The sequence below is a fragment of the Kitasatospora sp. NPDC088742 genome (genome assembly GCF_055584905.1).
Genome location: NZ_JBVJLD010000001.1, coordinates 68,876 through 84,167 on the forward strand (window position 1 = coordinate 68,876; position 15,292 = coordinate 84,167).

General features: G+C 73.3%; 12 protein-coding genes. 7 read left to right on the plus strand and 5 right to left on the minus strand.

All coding sequences use genetic code 11. From position 1 onward, the window contains the following. Positions 1-107: 107 nt before the first annotated feature. Both ACZ6ZR_RS00290 and ACZ6ZR_RS00295 read left to right on the plus strand, forming a co-directional pair. Entirely contained in the window at positions 108-680 is a 573-nt protein-coding gene (locus ACZ6ZR_RS00290) for a LemA family protein (protein WP_465637769.1), read from the plus strand. Continuing rightward, positions 677-2,215 carry a DUF2207 family protein gene (locus tag ACZ6ZR_RS00295; RefSeq protein ID WP_465637771.1) on the plus strand — a complete coding sequence of 513 codons (1,539 nt, stop codon included), beginning with the start codon at positions 677-679 and terminating at the stop codon, positions 2,213-2,215. The genes ACZ6ZR_RS00290 and ACZ6ZR_RS00295 overlap by 4 nt, the downstream gene beginning before the upstream one ends. 39 nt (positions 2,216-2,254) lie before the next feature. Here ACZ6ZR_RS00295 and ACZ6ZR_RS00300 read toward each other — a convergent pair whose 3' ends face one another. Continuing rightward, the gene (locus ACZ6ZR_RS00300; protein WP_465637773.1) at positions 2,255-3,142 is read right to left on the minus strand and encodes an ATP-grasp domain-containing protein; all 888 of its coding nucleotides are present in this window, start codon (positions 3,140-3,142) and stop codon (positions 2,255-2,257) included. Between the two features lie 220 nt (positions 3,143-3,362). Here ACZ6ZR_RS00300 and ACZ6ZR_RS00305 point away from each other — a divergent pair, with 220 nt between their 5' ends. Together ACZ6ZR_RS00305 and ACZ6ZR_RS00310 are read left to right on the plus strand one after the other, a co-directional pair. Then, positions 3,363-5,933 carry a collagenase gene (locus ACZ6ZR_RS00305; RefSeq protein ID WP_465637775.1) on the plus strand — a complete coding sequence of 857 codons (2,571 nt, stop codon included), beginning with the start codon at positions 3,363-3,365 and terminating at the stop codon, positions 5,931-5,933. 165 nt (positions 5,934-6,098) lie between these two features. Next, the gene (locus tag ACZ6ZR_RS00310) at positions 6,099-7,397 is read left to right on the plus strand and encodes a YhgE/Pip domain-containing protein (RefSeq protein WP_465637777.1); all 1,299 of its coding nucleotides are present in this window, start codon (positions 6,099-6,101) and stop codon (positions 7,395-7,397) included. 30 nt (positions 7,398-7,427) lie between these two features. Here ACZ6ZR_RS00310 and ACZ6ZR_RS00315 read toward each other — a convergent pair whose 3' ends face one another. From ACZ6ZR_RS00315 to ACZ6ZR_RS00330, 4 genes are all read right to left on the minus strand, one after another. After that, entirely contained in the window at positions 7,428-8,573 is a 1,146-nt protein-coding gene (locus tag ACZ6ZR_RS00315; RefSeq protein ID WP_465637778.1) for a DUF5685 family protein, read from the minus strand. Positions 8,574-8,606: 33 nt separating this feature from the next. Next, entirely contained in the window at positions 8,607-8,975 is a 369-nt protein-coding gene (locus tag ACZ6ZR_RS00320) for a DUF6188 family protein (RefSeq protein WP_465637780.1), read from the minus strand. 105 nt (positions 8,976-9,080) lie between these two features. Next, a complete protein-coding gene (locus ACZ6ZR_RS00325) occupies positions 9,081-9,554 on the minus strand; it encodes a GNAT family N-acetyltransferase (RefSeq protein ID WP_465637782.1) in 474 nt (157 codons plus the stop codon). A gap of 104 nt (positions 9,555-9,658) precedes the next feature. Next, the gene (locus ACZ6ZR_RS00330) at positions 9,659-11,065 is read right to left on the minus strand and encodes an NAD(P)/FAD-dependent oxidoreductase (RefSeq protein WP_465637784.1); all 1,407 of its coding nucleotides are present in this window, start codon (positions 11,063-11,065) and stop codon (positions 9,659-9,661) included. Between the two features lie 191 nt (positions 11,066-11,256). Here ACZ6ZR_RS00330 and ACZ6ZR_RS00335 point away from each other — a divergent pair, with 191 nt between their 5' ends. The 3 genes from ACZ6ZR_RS00335 to ACZ6ZR_RS00345 all read left to right on the plus strand — a co-directional run bounded on the left by ACZ6ZR_RS00335 (position 11,257) and on the right by ACZ6ZR_RS00345 (position 15,267). Next, on the plus strand, positions 11,257-13,797 hold the full coding sequence (locus ACZ6ZR_RS00335; RefSeq protein WP_465637785.1) for an ATP-binding protein: 2,541 nt from the start codon (positions 11,257-11,259) through the stop codon (positions 13,795-13,797). A 100-nt stretch (positions 13,798-13,897) separates the two neighbouring features. Then, positions 13,898-14,614, plus strand: coding sequence for a peptidoglycan editing factor PgeF (gene pgeF / locus ACZ6ZR_RS00340; protein ID WP_465637787.1), 717 nt, complete (start codon positions 13,898-13,900; stop codon positions 14,612-14,614). Then, positions 14,611-15,267 (plus strand): YdcF family protein, encoded by a 657-nt coding sequence (locus tag ACZ6ZR_RS00345; RefSeq protein ID WP_465637789.1) that lies wholly within the window; start codon positions 14,611-14,613, stop codon positions 15,265-15,267. Before pgeF ends, ACZ6ZR_RS00345 begins: the two co-directional genes overlap by 4 nt. The last annotated feature ends 25 nt before the right edge of the window (positions 15,268-15,292 follow it).

Genomic DNA, 15,292 nt, shown 5'->3' on the forward strand with positions numbered 1-15,292 from the left:
AGAATTCCGCTCCGGGCCGGTGCCCTTCGCGTGATATCCATAGGACCTTCGTTCGACCTCCCCGGGATGCCGGAGCGCGAGGTCCCGTTCTTGTGGAGGTCGGCACCGTGGGTGTCCTCATCGGCGTGCTCGTCGCGGTCCTGGTCCTGGTGGTGCTCCCGGTCTGGTGGGTCGTCCGGACCTACAACCGGCTGGTCCGGCTGCGCAACCAGACCAAGGCGTCCTGGGCCCAGATCGACGTCCAGCTGAAGCGCCGTCACGAGCTGATACCGAACCTGGTCGAGGGCGCGCGCGGGTACGCCGCGCACGAGCGGGCCACCTTCGAGGCCGTCATCGCGGCCCGTGGCACGGCCACCGGCGGCGGCCTCAGCGTGGCCGGCCAGGCCGCGGCCGAGGACGTGCTGACCGCCTCCCTCGGCAGGCTGCTGGCGCTCGGCGAGAGCTACCCGCAGCTCAAGGCCGACCGCCAGTTCGCCAACCTCCAGGCCGAGTTGACCGTCTCCGAGGACAAGATCGCCTACGCCCGGCAGTTCTACAACAGCGCCGTGCAGAGCTACCACAACACCCTGGAGAGCTTCCCGGCCAACCTGGTCGCGGGCATCGGCGGCGCCCACGGCCACCGCGAGTACTTCGAGGCCGGCCCGGCGGCGGACGCGCCCACCGAGGTGAGGTTCGCGTGAGCGTGAACCCGGATCTGGAGACGCAGCTCTACTGGGCCGCGCTCGGGCTGGCCCTGCTCTGGTTCGCGGTGCTCGGCGCCGCGCTGGCCGCCACCCGCAACGGCGCCGTGCGGCCCGGGCCCGCCACCCAGGAGTTCGGCGAGGACCCCGAGCCGCCCGCCCTGGTCGCCCTGCTGGCCAACCACTGGCGCTCGGTCGACAACGCCGCGGCGGCCACCCTGCTCGACCTGGCCGCCCGCGGGTACCTCGAACTGCGCCAGCCCGGCGACGACCCGGCGCAGACCACCGTCCACCTGACGGGTAAGGAGCCGGAGGGGCTCACCCCGTACGAGCGGCGGGTGCTGCTGCGCGCCGCCGAACGGGCGGGCACCGCCGGGGCACCGATCGGGGCCATCGCCTTCCGGGCCGAGGAGCGCTCCAAGGCCTGGAACGCCGCGCTGCGCAAGGAGATCGTCACCGAGGCCTGGCTGCGCGGGATCTCCCGCCCCCGGTTCGGCACGGTGCTGACCGGCCTGCTGGCCGTGCTGGCCTGCACCCCCGGCGCCGCCCTGGCCGGGGCCGGACTGGCCGGGCACCACGGCATCCGCGGCGTCGTGGTGTCCGCGGTGCTCCCGCTGGTCCCGCTGAGCTGGGTGCTCACCCGGGTGCTCGGCCACGAACGCGCCACCCCGCGCGGCCTGGAGCGGGCCGGGCACTGGGCCGGGGTCCAGGGCTGGCTGCGCGCGCACGAGGAGTTCGGCCAACTGCCGCCCGCCGCCGTCACGGTCTGGGACCGCTACCTCGGCTACGGCGCAGCGCTCGGCGTCACCAGCGGCGCGGCCCGGCTGCTCGGCTTCGACTCGGGCGACAAGCGCCGGGTCTGGTCCGCCCACGGCGGCACCTGGCGGCCGGTCCGGATCCGCTACCCGAGGCTGCACCCCGGCTTCGGCGCCGGCACCGGCAAGCTGCTCCAACTCGCGGGCGCCACCGCCCTGGTGACGGTCTGCCTGGTCCTGTTCGTGGCGCTGCGCCGCCCCGAGTGGGCGGTCACCGGGCCGGAGGCGGAGCACTCGCTGCGCCGGGCGGGCCTGCTGCTCACCCTCGGCTGGGTGGCGATCGCGCTGGCCGGGATCGCGGTGGCGGAGAAGTTCGGCCGCTGGACGCTGTTCGCCGCCTTCCTGGCGACCATGCCGGGCAACTTCGCCAGCGGCAACGGCTGGATGGAGCACGCCTTCGAGACGCCGGGCCCGCTGCTCGGCGAGTCCGTCGCCATCGGCGGCTTCACGCTCCTGACGGTCTGGTACCTGGTGCTGGCCGTCCGGGAGCGGGGCGCCCCGCTGGTCCTCACCGGCGAGGTGCTCCGGGTGGAGCCCCGCAAGGACGAGGACGCCCCGCTCTTCCTGGCCCTGGACACCGGCGACGCGGACCGCACCACCGCCTGGGCGCTGCCGGCCCGTCGCGCCGTGGTCCACCCCGGCACCCTGGTCCGCCTGACCGTCTCCCCGGCCACCCGGACCATCCGCACCATCGAGGCCGCGGCGCCCGTGAGCGTCTGAGCCGTCTGACACACCTTCAGCGCCCCGTGACCGCCCCGGTCACGGGGCGCCGTCGTGCGCGAGCGCGGTGACGGCGGCGGCGAAGCGGCCGAGGGCGTCCGGGTGGTGGGCGAGGAAGAGGTTCGGCTCGATCAGCTCCAGCTCCATCACCACCGGGCGGCGGTCGTCGTCGAGGGCCAGGTCGACCCGGGCGAGGAGTGGGGCGCCGGGGGAGGGGATCGCGGCCAGGGCGGCGCGGGCGGTGGCGAGCTCCTCGGGGGTGGGCTGGTACGGGGTGACGCCGGGGTGGGCGGTGCGGTCGTTGTCGATCACGTTGGGCTCGGTCAGCACCGGGCCCTTGCGGATCGCGTGGCTGTAGGCGCCCGCGAGGAAGACCAGGGCGCGCTCGCCCTCCTCGATCAGGCGGAGGTAGGGCTGGACCATCGCGCTGCGGCCCTGGCCGGTGAGCATCCGGACATGCCGCAGCGCGTCCTCGGCCCGGCCGGCCTCGTAGCGCGCGGTGTCCAGGGCCCCGGCCGAGACGGTGGGCTTGACCACCACGGCCCGCCCGGCCGGGAGGTCCGCCGGGCCGAACTCCGCGCCCGGTTCGGCGAAGCGGGTCGGTGCGGTCGGCACGCCCCGGGCGGCGAGCTCGGCGAGGTAGTGCTTGTCGCTGTTCCAGCGGACCGTCGGCGCGGGGTTGAGCAGCCGGGTGGCCCGGCCGGCCCGGTCGGTCCAGGCGAGGAACTCGTCGAGGCGCTCGGAGTAGTCCCAGGTCGAACGGATCACCGCGAGGTCGTAGCGCGACCAGTCCACGGAGCGGTCGTCCCAGATGAGAATTTCCGCGCTCGCCCCGGCGGCCCGGAGCGATGCCGCCACCTCGGGCAGGTCGGCGTCGAACTCCAGGCCGATTCCGCTGGTCACGACGGCGATCGAGGCTGCGGGCACGGCGCTGCTCCCTCTGTTCGGTAAGGACTGCCTGGTCAGCACGGCTGTGACCGGAAGCGTACGGGGGTGTCGGTGGAGGGGCCATCCCGAGGAGGTCCGGGGTATGTCATATGAACTGTGACATTGTTCTCTGGCTCCAGTGGTGGCAGTATGCATGCCAATTCCCCCATCAGCCCGCCTGACGTCCCGTGAGTTACCCCCACAAGAAGAGGACTTGGCCGTGCGCCTGCGCATACCCCTGCACACCCTCGCAGCAGGCCTGGTGGCCGGCTGTATCACGGCGGGCACCCTGATGCCCGCCGTCGCGACCGCCGCGCCCGCCTCGGTCGGCGGCAAGCCGGCCGCCGTCACCGCCCCCGCGGCCCCCAAGCCCGCCGGTGCGCTGACCGACCCCGCCCCGGACTCCGAGCGCTTCGAGGAGAACGACACCCCGCTGTCGCCCGAGGTGCTCAGCCAGCCCGTCGAGCTGAAGAGCACCGGCGCGGCGACCAAGACCCCGCAGCCCGTCGGCAAGCCGGCCGGCAAGAGCGCCGGCCTGGCGGCCGCCGCCGGTGCCGCGGCCAGCTGCACCCCCGCCGACTTCAGCTCGCGGACCGGCGCCGACCTGGTCTCGTTCGTCCTGAACTCGACCACCGAATGCGTCTCGACGCTGTTCGACGGTGTCAACGCGACCACCGCGCCGGGCATCTTCAAGCAGTCCCAGATGGTGCCGGTCGCCGCCGCGTACAAGGACAAGGCCAGCGCCTACAACGGCACCAACAGCAACGGCATCCAGCAGCTGGTGCTGTTCCTCCGGGCCGGCTACTACGCGCAGTACAACTTCGCGAGCACGGTGGGCAGTTACGACACCAACCTGACCAACGCGGTCAAGCTCGGCGCGGACACCTACTTCGCCAACCCGCGCTCCAACGACGTCAGCGACGCCAACGCCGACATCCTGAAGGAGGCGCTGGTCCTCACCGACAGCATCAACCTCCAGGGCAGCTACCTCGACGTCTACAAGCGCTACCTCAACGCGTACGACAAGTCGTACGACGCCAGCACGAAGATGGCGAACGCGGTCAACACCATCCTCCGCACCCCGACCTGGCGCGGCTTCTGGAACCCGCAGTTCGTCAACGCGCTGACCGCGGACACCAGCCTGCTCACCGCGCTGGGCGACTTCGCCGTCAACCACCGCGACCTGTTCGCCGGTGCGAACGGCGGGATCACCGCCAACGCGGGCAACAACCTGGCCAAGCTCTCCGGCCTCAACCCCACCATCGAGGCCGTCGCCCGACCGCAGGTCAAGCGGGTGCTCGACTCCGCCCCGATCCCCGGCCCGTACGGCGCGCTCTGGGTGAAGACGGCCTACCAGATCAGCGTTGCCTGGCCCGGCAGCTGCGGCAACTACGGCACCTGTGACCTGCCGTCAGTGATGACCGCCAAGGTCCTGCCGAACCAGCTGACCTGCGACAACCGCATCCTCAAGGCCCAGGCACTGTCCCGCTCCGAGCTGGACGCGGTCTGCGCCAGCCTGCGCGGCGAGGACGCGTTCTTCCACAACGTGGCCAAGGACGCGGGCGCGATCCCGAACCAGTACGCCAAGACCGTGGTGTTCGGCATCTTCGCCAACAAGGCCGACTACACCACCTACTCGTGGCCGATCTTCAACAACGGCACCGACAACGGCGGCCAGACCGTGATGGACGCGACCGACCCGAGCAACCAGGCCCGGACCGTCATGTACCAGAAGGCCTGGAACGTCAACGACACCGCGCGGGTGTGGAACCTCAACCACGAGTACACCCACTACCTCGACGCGATCTACGACATGAAGGGCAACTTCACCACCCAGATGTCGGTGCCGACGATCTGGTGGGTCGAGGGCCTGGCCGAGTACGTCTCCTTCAGCTACCGCGGCGCGACCAACGTGGACGCGATGGCGCAGGCGGCCAAGCACACCTACAAGCTGAGCGAGCTCTTCCAGACCACCTACGGCAACGCCGACTCCACCCGGGTCTACCCCTGGGGCTACCTGTCGGTCCGTTACATGCTGGAGAAGCACCCCGCCGACGTGAAGACCGTCCTCGACCGCTTCCGGGCCGGTGACTACCAGGGCGCCTACGCCTTCTACAACGGCCTCGGCACCTCCTACGACGCCGACTTCAACGCCTGGCTGGACACCTGCGCCGCCGGTGCCTGCTACGCGACGGGCCCGACCTCGCTGTTCGACCAGACCGTGAACGGCGCCACCGTCTCGCTGACCGACCGCTCGCTGCAGACCGGCACCGGACGGATCGTCAAGTGGAGCTGGTTCTTCGGCGACGGCACTCCGGCCGCCGAGGGGCGCAACACGAGCCACACCTACGCCAAGGCCGGCTCCTACACCGTCGCGCTGACCACCACCGACGACACCGGCCGCTCCGCCACCACCCCGACCACCGTCACCACCCTGGTCGACGGCGGTCCGGTCACCCTGCCGGCCTGCACCCAGACCCGTCTGGACGAGCTGGGCCAGAACTGCTCCCGCTCCGACCGCGCCCGCACCAAGGGCAACACCGACTACATGTACCTCTACCTGCCGGCCGGCACCACCACGCTGAAGGTCAACACCTCCGGCGGCACCGGCAGCGCGGCCCTCTACTACAACGCCGACAGCTGGGCCACGCCGAGCGCCTTCACGGCCTCGTCGGTCCAGGCCGGCACCACGCAGTCCATCACCGTGACCAACCCGACGGCCGGCTACCGCTACGTCAGCCTCTACGCCGTCACCGACTTCAGCGGCGTCACCGTCAGCACCCAGTTCTGATCCGACCCCGTCTCAGCAGGCCGCGCCCGGCGGCCGGTGCCCCGTGCACCGGCCGCCGGGCGCGGCTGTGTCGTGCCCTGTGTCGTGCCGGGTGCGGGCGTCGGCCGAGCCCTATGGTCGGGAGGAGGCAGCAGTGACCGTCGCCCCCCGAGCACGTGGAGTGCAATGTCCAGCGCGATCCCCCCGAACGCCCCCGGCCCGCAGGCCTCCGCCGCCCGGGTGCTGCGCCGCTGGCAGATCTGGATCGCCCCCGGGGTGCTCAGCGCGCTGGTCGCCCTGTTCCTCTCGCTGCTCTACATGGGCGGCATCCTCACCCCCTCGCAGAGCCTGGACCGGCTGCCGATCGCGGTGGTGAACTCCGACACCGGCGCGCCCCTGCCCGGGCAGCCCGCCAACCTCGGCACCCAGGTGACCACCGCCGTCACCGGCGGCACCCCGGCCGGGCAGGTGGACTGGCGGGTGCTCGACCAGGCGCAGGCCCAGGACCAGCTGGACTCCGGCAAGGTCTACGGCGCGCTGGTCATCCCGGCCGACTTCACCGCCACGGTGGCCGGACTGACGACCGCTCAGGCCACCGCGCGGCCCGCCCTCACGGTGCTGACCAACCCCGGGATGGGCAGCCTCGGCTCCTCGCTGGCCTCCCAGATCACCCAGAAGGCCGCCCACCAGGTCTCCCTGACGGTCGGAAAGCAGCTCACCGCCACCCCCGCCCTGGCCGGCGCGGACGCCACCACCCGGCTGCTGCTGACCGACCCGGTCGAGGTGCGGACCCAGGTCGGCCACCCGATCGGCGCACACACCGGGCTCGGCCTGAGCGCCTTCTACTACGCCCTGCTGCTGGTGCTGGCCGGTTTCCTGAGCGCCAACATCGTGCACAGCGGGGTGGACACCGCGCTCGGCTACGCCGACACCGAGATCGGCCCCTGGCACACCCGCCGCCCGACCGTGCCGATCAGCCGCACCCAGGCCCTGGTGCTGAAGATGGTGATGACCGCCGGGATCACCGTGGTGACGGTGACCCTGGTGATGCTCGCCACCATCGCGATCCTCGGCATGGACGCCCCGCACGGGGTGCTGCTCTGGGTCTTCTCCTACTGCGCCTGTCTGTCGGTCGGGCTCGGCGTGCAGGCGATCAACGCGGCCTTCGGCAGCATCGGGCAGCTGATCGCGATGTTCGTCTTCATCGCGCTGGCCCTGCCCTCCTCGGGCGCCACCGTGCCCCTGGAGGCCGTCCCCGGCTTCTACCGCTTCCTGGCCGTCTTCGAGCCGATGCGCCAACTGGCCGCCGGGGTCCGGTCGATCCTCTACTTCGACGCCCGGGCCGACGCCGGGCTGACCCGCGGCTGGATCATGGTCGCGATCGGCTTCGTGGTGGCCCTGGTCTTCGGCTTCGCGATGACCAGGTACTACGACCGCAAGGGCCTGGACCGGATGGTCCCGCAGCCGGGCCCGCACCCCGCCTGAGCGGCGGTACCGGCATCGGCCGACGGGGCGTCAGCAGCCGTCGCAGGGGCAGCAACAGCAGTCGCCGCAACCGTCCCCGCAGCAGTCGCAGCTGCAATCGGCACAGTCGCAGCAGTCCGAGCAGTCGCAGTGCCGCTGACAGAACCCCTCCCGCCGCTCGCCGCTGAACGGGTCCTCGTGCTCGCAGCAGAGCAGCTGCCCGGTGCAGGCCATGAAGGTCCACATCGCGCAGGCGGCGGGGAGGGCGCGGTTGGTGCGGGGCGGTCCGGGGGTGAGCGGCGGCTGTCCGGGTGCCTCCGGGGGAGCCTGCGGGTGGGAGTGCGCGGCCGACGGGAAGATCCGGTCGACCGCGCGGCGGGTCTCGTGCACCAGCAGCCGGTGCGGCAGCGCCGGGGAGGTGAACTCGACGTCCTTCAGGGCCAGTTGGATCCCGTGCACGGCGTCCCGGCAGAGCCGCTCGGCCTCCGCGCGGTCGGTGCCGGTCGCGGTCAGCGGGTTCCAGGCCCCCGTCCGGGCGTCCTCCGCCTGGTCCTCGGCGGCGTCCAGCAGGTGCGCCAGGCGGCCGAACAGCCGGCCCACCTCGTGCAGCGCGGCCGCGTTGCCCGGCCGCCCGGCCAGTACGGCGGTGTGCTCCACCGCCTCGGCGGTCGCGGTCTCGGTCGGCTCGGTGACGGCCAGCACCGGGCTGCCCAGCCCGGCCGAGCGCTCCAACTCGCCCTGCCGCTCGGCAGCCCGGACCAGGACGGCGGTGTCGAAGCCGACCGCCCCGCCCGTCCGCCCGCTCTGCCGCCCCCAGCGCCGCGCCACCACGGTGGCGGCCCCCGCCACCGGCCGGCGGGCGAACGCACCGTCACCGTCCAGCACGTGGTCCCTGACCTTCACCGCGGCCAGCGCGAGCGAGACCGCGGCCGCCAGCTTCGCCCCCTCGCCCTTGGCCACCGAGGCGCCGCGCATCCCGCGCAGCGGGCAGGGCCCGGCCTTGCGGCGGTCCGGGGCGGCCGTGGACTGGGCCTCGACCAGCACGGATATCACCAGGCCGTCGTAGTTGGTGGCGGTCCTGGCGAGCTGGCCGTGGTCGTCGCGCAGGGCCAGGCAGAGGCCGCAGAGGTGGGCCATCCACTCCGTGCGCAGAGATTCCGACAGGCTGTGGCGGCAAGGTCTGATGATGCCGAACATGCTGGTTGTTCCCCCCGGTGCGATGACGCTGCGTCACCCCGTAAGGTACCCGCCGGGCTCCGCGGTGAACAACGGTCCGGCGGGGCCGGAGACCTGCCAGGGGCGGTGCACGGTGTCGGCGGGCACCGAGAGCCTGCGTCCGCAGTCGAAGGCCAGCTCCAGGCCGCCGGCCGCGGTGACCACCGTCTCGGTGATCCGCGTCCCGGCCAGCTCGGCCAGGCCGCCGGCCACGTCGGTGCCCAGGTGGGGGTAGAAGTGCTCCACCCCGCCGGGGGTGCGCAGCCGGAAGTCGCTGTCCACCAGCACGGTCAGCTCCCGGTCCAGGTCCAGCCGGACCTGGCCGCCGCCGCGCACCCGCTCCACCCGACGGCCCGTCAGGGCCTCGGCGATCGACTCGGTCATCCGGCCTCCCGGCACTCGCTCGCGCAGGCCCCATTGTCATGCCCGGCCCCCTCCGGGTCACGTAGCCGGGCCGGGGGCGCCGACGGGAGGTCAGGGGGTGGTGGTTCAGGGGGTGAGGGTGAGGTCCATGCCGGGGTAGGCGCCGTCCACGAATCCCGCCGCCCGGTAGACGGGCTCGCCCGTCGCACTGGCGTGCAGCTGCACGAAGTGCACCCCGATCGAGCCGAGCCAGGCGGTCAGCGCGTCGACGATCCGCCGGGCGTGGCCCTGTCCCCGGGCGGAGACGTCGGTGACGATCCCGTCCAGGTACCCCCGGCGCCCGTCCGGACGGGGCGGGGAGGGCAGGTGGTAGGTGATCCAGGCCATCCCCGCCGCGGCCAGCGGTTCGCCCGGGGCCCCGCCGACCACCAGGCAGCGCAGGTCGTCCCGGCCGGTCAGCCGCTCGGCGAACCAGCCGTGCGCCGTGACCCGCCAGGGCGCGTCCGCAGGACCCGGGTCCACGCCGAGGGCGCTCAGGGCGACCGCGCGCAGGCGCACCAGTTCGGGGATGTCGGCGGGCGCGGCCGGGCGCGGGTCCATTCGTGCTCTCCTCGGAGTCGTCGCGCGGTAGGGGTAGCGGCAGCCTAGACGGCCGGTCGTGGACGATCCGAAGCGGGGCCCCTGGGCCGGTGGTTGACGGAGGGTCAGCGGCCGGCGATGCGGTCGGCGGCGCGGGCGATCGGGGAGGTGGTGGCGCGGCCGTCCGCTTCCTGGCGGTCGGCGGCGTGGTACGCGGCGTACATCCCGTGCACCCCGAGCCAGCGGAACGGCTCCGGCTCCCAGCGGCGGACCGAGTGGCCGACCCAGGGGAGCGCGGTCAGCTCGGTGTGCTCGCCGAGCACCAGATCGCGCAGGGTGCGCCCGGCCAGGTTGGTGGTGGTCACGCCCGAGCCGACGTAGCCGCCTGCCCAGCCGAGGCCGCTGCGGCGGTCCAGTTCGACGGTGGAGCACCAGTCCCGGGGGACGCCCAGCACCCCCGCCCAGGCGTGGTCGATCCGGGCCCCGGCGGCGGCCGGGAAGAACCGGCCGAGCACCTCGCGGAGCTGACGCACCGTCTCCTGCTGGGTGGTCCCGTCGCTGTCGGTCCGCGAGCCGAAGCGGTACGGCACACCGCGCCCGCCCAGCGCGATCCGGTCGTCGGCGGTGCGCTGCGCGTACATGTAGGCGTGCGCGAAGTCGCCCAGCACCTCGCGGCCCTCCCAGCCGGTCTCCGCCCAGAACTCGGGCGGTAGCGGCTCGGTGGCGATCATCGCGGAGTTCATCGGCAGCCAGGTGCGGCGCTCGCCGCGCAGCCCGGCGGTGAACCCCTCGGTGGCGCGCAGCACGTGGCCGGCCCGGACGGTGCCGTACGGGGTCTCGGCGCTCGCGGGGGCGGAGCCGCGCGCCGGGTGGATCGCGGTCACCGGGGTGCCCTCGTGGATCTCCACCCCGAGCCCGGCCACCACGGCGGCCAGTCCGCGGGCCAGCTTGGCCGGCTGGAGGCGGGCACCGTGCGGCGTCCAGGTACCGCCGAGCACGCCCGCCACCCCGACCCGGGCGGCCGCCTCACCGGCCGTCAGCACCTGGAGGTCGGTCTCGCCGAAGGCGTGCTCCTCCTCGGCGAAGGCCGCCAGCCGCTCCAACTGGGCCGGGGTGCGGGCGACTTCGAGCACCCCGCCACGGACGATGTCCGCCTCGATCCCCTCGGCGGCGGCCACCGCCACCACCTCCTGGACCGCCTGGTCCATCGCCCGCTGCATCGCCTGCGCGCGCGGCCTGCCGTAGCGGCGGGCGAAGGCGCCGCGGCCGGCGAAGCCGTTGTACAGCCAGCCGCCGTTGCGCCCCGAGGCGCCGTAGCCGCAGAACCGCCGCTCCAGCAGCACGATCCGCAGGGCCGGCTCGGCCTTCTTCAGGTAGTACGCCGTCCAGAGCCCGGTGTACCCGCCGCCCACGATGCACACGTCCGCGGTCCGGTCGCCGTCCAGCGGCGGCCGCTGCTCCGGCAGCCCGAGGGCCGAGTACCAGAACGACACACCCCCGTTGACCACGGGACCGTTGGTTGCGGAACTCACGGTGCTCACCGCTGCGACCTGCCTTGCCTCGACGCGTAGTCCCGGGAGGCTACCGCCTGCCACCAGGGCCTGCGTCCCGACACCCTGTCAGCCCCGGGAGGTGTGGCCTGGCAGGGTGTCGAGGCCGTACCGGCGGGCTCTGGAAGCGGCCGGTGGTATAACCCTGTTCACGTCGAACGTGGGGGGAAACCATGGAGCGGACTACCGGCGGGCGGGGGGACGGGCCGGAGCAGCAGCTCACCGCGAGCTCGTCCGGCCACGGCCGGACCTACCAGGCCGGCCGGGACATGTACGTGTACCAGCAGTCAGGAGCCGCCCCGGCCGCCTCCGGGCTGTGTCACCTGCCGGACGACCTCGCGGACTTCACCGGCCGGGCCGAGCAGATCGCGGAGGTCGACCGGCAGATCGGCGCCGACCGGGCGCCGGCCTACGCCGTCTCCGGCATGCCGGGGCTGGGCAAGACCACGCTGGCCGTGCACCTGGCCCACCGCTACAAGGCACACTTCCCGGACGGGCAGTACTACCTCAACCTGCACGCCCACTCGACCGACCACGAGGTGGTGGACGACGAGTCGGCCCTGCGCCAGCTGCTGAGGGCCTGTCAGATCTCGGACGACGTGCACGGGGTCGACGCGCTCGGCCGGCTCTGGAACGACCACCTGAGCCAGCGCCGGCTGCTGGTGGTCCTGGACAACGCGCTGGACTACGCGCAGATCCGCCGACTGCTGCCCGACACCCGCAGGTCGATGATCCTGGTCACCAGCCGACGGCAGATGTACGCGGAGATGGCACTCCACGAGATCCGCCCGCTGCTGCTGGGCGAGTTCGATCCGGCCGACGCCCGGACGCTGTTCGAGCGGGTGGTCGGGACCGGGCGGGTCGCCCAGGAGGCCGAGGCGGCCACGGAGCTGCTCCGGCTGTGCGGGCACCTGCCGCTGGCCGTCCGGCTGAAGGCCGGTCTCGCGGCGGCACGGCCGCTGCTGTCGATCTCCGAACTGCGCGAGGAGATGGCCGAGGCGACGAACCGGCTGATCGCGCAGGGGGCCGAGTTCGGGCCGGTCAGGGCAGCCTTCGAGGCCTCGTACCGGCTGCTCGCGCCCGCCGAGCAGCGGCTGTTCCGCCGGCTCGGCGTACACCCCGCGGGTGACTTCTCCGCCCGTGCGGCGGCCTCGCTGACCGAACCGGAGGACCGGGCGGCGAGGCTGGTCGGCGAGCTGGAGGCCTGGAGCCTGGTGGAGTCCCGCGGCCGTGGCCGCATCCAACTCCACGACCTGCTCCGGGAGTACGCCCGTGAGCTGCTCTTCGAGGGGGAGTACCACCAGCGCAAGCAGTACGCGTCCAGGGTGCTCGACTACTACCTGGCCTGCGCGCTGGAGGCCCACCGGACGCTGATCCCGGCCCGTGCGCTCCCGGACCGGCCGGACCACCCGCACCCGAGGCTGCCCGACGTCTCCACGCCGCAGCTGGCGCTCGGCTGGTACGACGAGGAGCTGCAGAACCTGACGGCCTGCCAGGAGCTGGCCAACGACTACGCGCAGCCCTCCTACACCTGGCGGATCCCGCGCGCCCTCGGCCAGTACCTGGGGCTGGTCTCCTCGCTGAACACCCTGGAGGGCAGCTTCTCCAGCGGTCAGTACAAGGCCCAGAGCCGGCGTGACCGGCAGGGGCAGGCGGACATGATCGCCCTGCTCGCCGACGGTCATCACGCCCAGTCGAACTACGGGTCCGCCGTGCTCGAGTACGGCCGCGCCCGGGAGTTCTACCTCCAGGCCGGTGACCGGGAACGGGCCGCCGACATGCTGAACCGGGCGGGCGCCGGCCACCGGATGCTCAAGGAGTACGGCAAGGCCAGGGAACTCGCCGAGCAGGCCCGCGCGGAGTTCCGGGAACTGACGGACATCCACGGGGAGGCCGACTCCGAACACATGCTCGGACTGCTGGAGCGGGAGACCGGCACGGCCGAGCCGGCCCTGGCGCACCATCAGCGGGCCATCGGCCTGTACGACCGTGCCGGCTTCCCGCTCGGCCGGGCCCGCTGCCTCAGCAACATCGGTGTGATCCACCGGATCCGGGGTGACTTCCCGGCCGCGTTCGAGGCGATCGAGGAGTGCCTGCCCGTCTACCGCACCTACCGCGACCGCCGGGGCACCGCACACGCCGTCAACAACCTGTGCTCCGCGCTGGCGGCGGTCGGGCGCCTCGACGAGGCGATCGCCGCCCACACCGAATCCCTGGAGATCTTCGAGGAACTGCACTCCTCCGGGCTGCCCGACGCCCTGTTGGTCCACGGCGACCTGCTGACCAGGGTCGGCGACCACGGCGCGGCTGAGGCCGCGCTCCGCCGGGCCCAGCAGCTCTACAAGGAGGCCGGCTCCGCGTCCGGACTGGGGGCCGGGCAGGCCCACCGGCTGCTCGCGCGCGCCCTCCGGCTCGGCGGGGACCCGGCCGGGGGCATGGCGGAGGCGGCGAGGGCGGACCAGGTCTACCGGGGGCTGTCCAGGCCGCGCGGACGGTTCCAGGCCGCGATCGAGCTCGGCTGGTGCGAGCTGGCCCTCGGCACGGCGGACCGCGCGGCGCAGACCGTCCGCAGCGCGCGGGCCGCCCTGGAGCGCGGCCAGGTGGACCCGGACTGGGCCGTCGGCTACGCGACGGAACTCGCCGAGGCCGACCGGTTGACGGCCGCCTGCCGCGCCGCCTCCGGCGGTGCGGACACCGATGACGAGCCGGAGTGACGAGCCGGTGCACCGGGAACGCTCCGCTCCGACAGATCACTCCGAATACTCCGATCACTCCGAACACTCCGGTCATTCCGAATCAGAACCTGGGAACCGCATGGAACTCGCCCCCGGCATCCGTTACGCGATCACCGACCGGCACGGCGGTGTCAGCTCGGCGCCGTTCGACTCCCGCAACCTCGGCGGGGCGGTCGGTGACCGGCCGCAGGACGTGCTCCGCAACCGCGCGCTGACCGCCGAGGAGTTCGGCCTCGACCCGGCCCGGGTGGTGATGATGCGTCAGGTGCACAGTCCGGACGTCGCGTACGTGACCGAGCCGTTCGGAGCGGACCCCGCACCGCTGGACGCGGTCTTCACCGACCGTCCCGGACTCGGGCTGGCCGTCCTGGTGGCGGACTGCGGTCCCGTCCTGCTCGCCGACCCGGTGGCGGGCCTGGTCGGGGCGGCTCACTCGGGTCGGGCCGGCACGGTGGCCGGCGTGGTCCCCGCGCTGGTCGAGGCGATGGCCGGGCGCGGCGCGGTGCCCGGACGGATGGTCGCGCTGGTGGGGCCGTTGGCGTGCGGGCGCTGCTACGAGGTGCCGGCGGAGATGCGGGCCGAGGCCGCCGCCGTCCTCCCCGCGCTGTGGTCGACGACGCGGCAGGGCACGCCCGCGCTCGACGTCCGGGCGGGCATCACCGCGCAGCTCGGCAAGGCCGGGGTGGGCGAGGTGCGGCAGGACGACCGGTGCACCATCGAGGACTCCTCGTTCTTCTCCTACCGGCGCGAGCGGACCACCGGGCGCTTCGCCGGCTACGTCTGGCTCGACGCGTGAACACCCGTCAGCCCGGAGCCGAGGCGCGCCGACTGGCGCTCCTGCTCTGGGACTTCCTCCGGGTCCCGGACGATCCGCACCCCGGACCGGTGATCGTCGCCCTGGGCTGCCACGACCTGCGGGTGGCCGAGCACGCCGCCGCGCTCTGGCACCGCGGCGCGGACCCGCTGCTGGTGCTCACCGGCGGCCGGGGGCGGATGACCGCGGCGTGGGCGGAGACCGAGGCCCGGGCCTTCGCTAGGGTCGCCACGGCCCGCGGTGTCCCGGAGCGGTCGCTCCTGTTGGAGGAACAGGCCACCAATACCGGCGAGAACATCACCCGGACCCGTGAGCTGCTGCGCGCCACCGGTACGCCGGTGTCACGGGCGGTGCTGGTGGCCAAGCCCTACATGACCCGCCGGGCCCTCGTCACCGCCCGGCGGCAGTGGCCCGAGGTCGGCTGGACCGTCTCCGCCCCCGACCTCGGCTACTTCGAGTACCTGGGCGAGGCCGACGAGGCCGGTCTGATCAACCTGCTGGTCGGAGACCTCCAGCGGCTGCGCCGCTACGCCGAACTCGGCTTCCAGGAGCACGTCGACGTACCGGAGCCGGTCTGGCAGGCCCATCTGGACCTGGCCGCTCTCGGCTTCGACCGGCACGTGCTGCCCGGCTGAGCGGCTGAGCAGCTGAGCGGCCGGA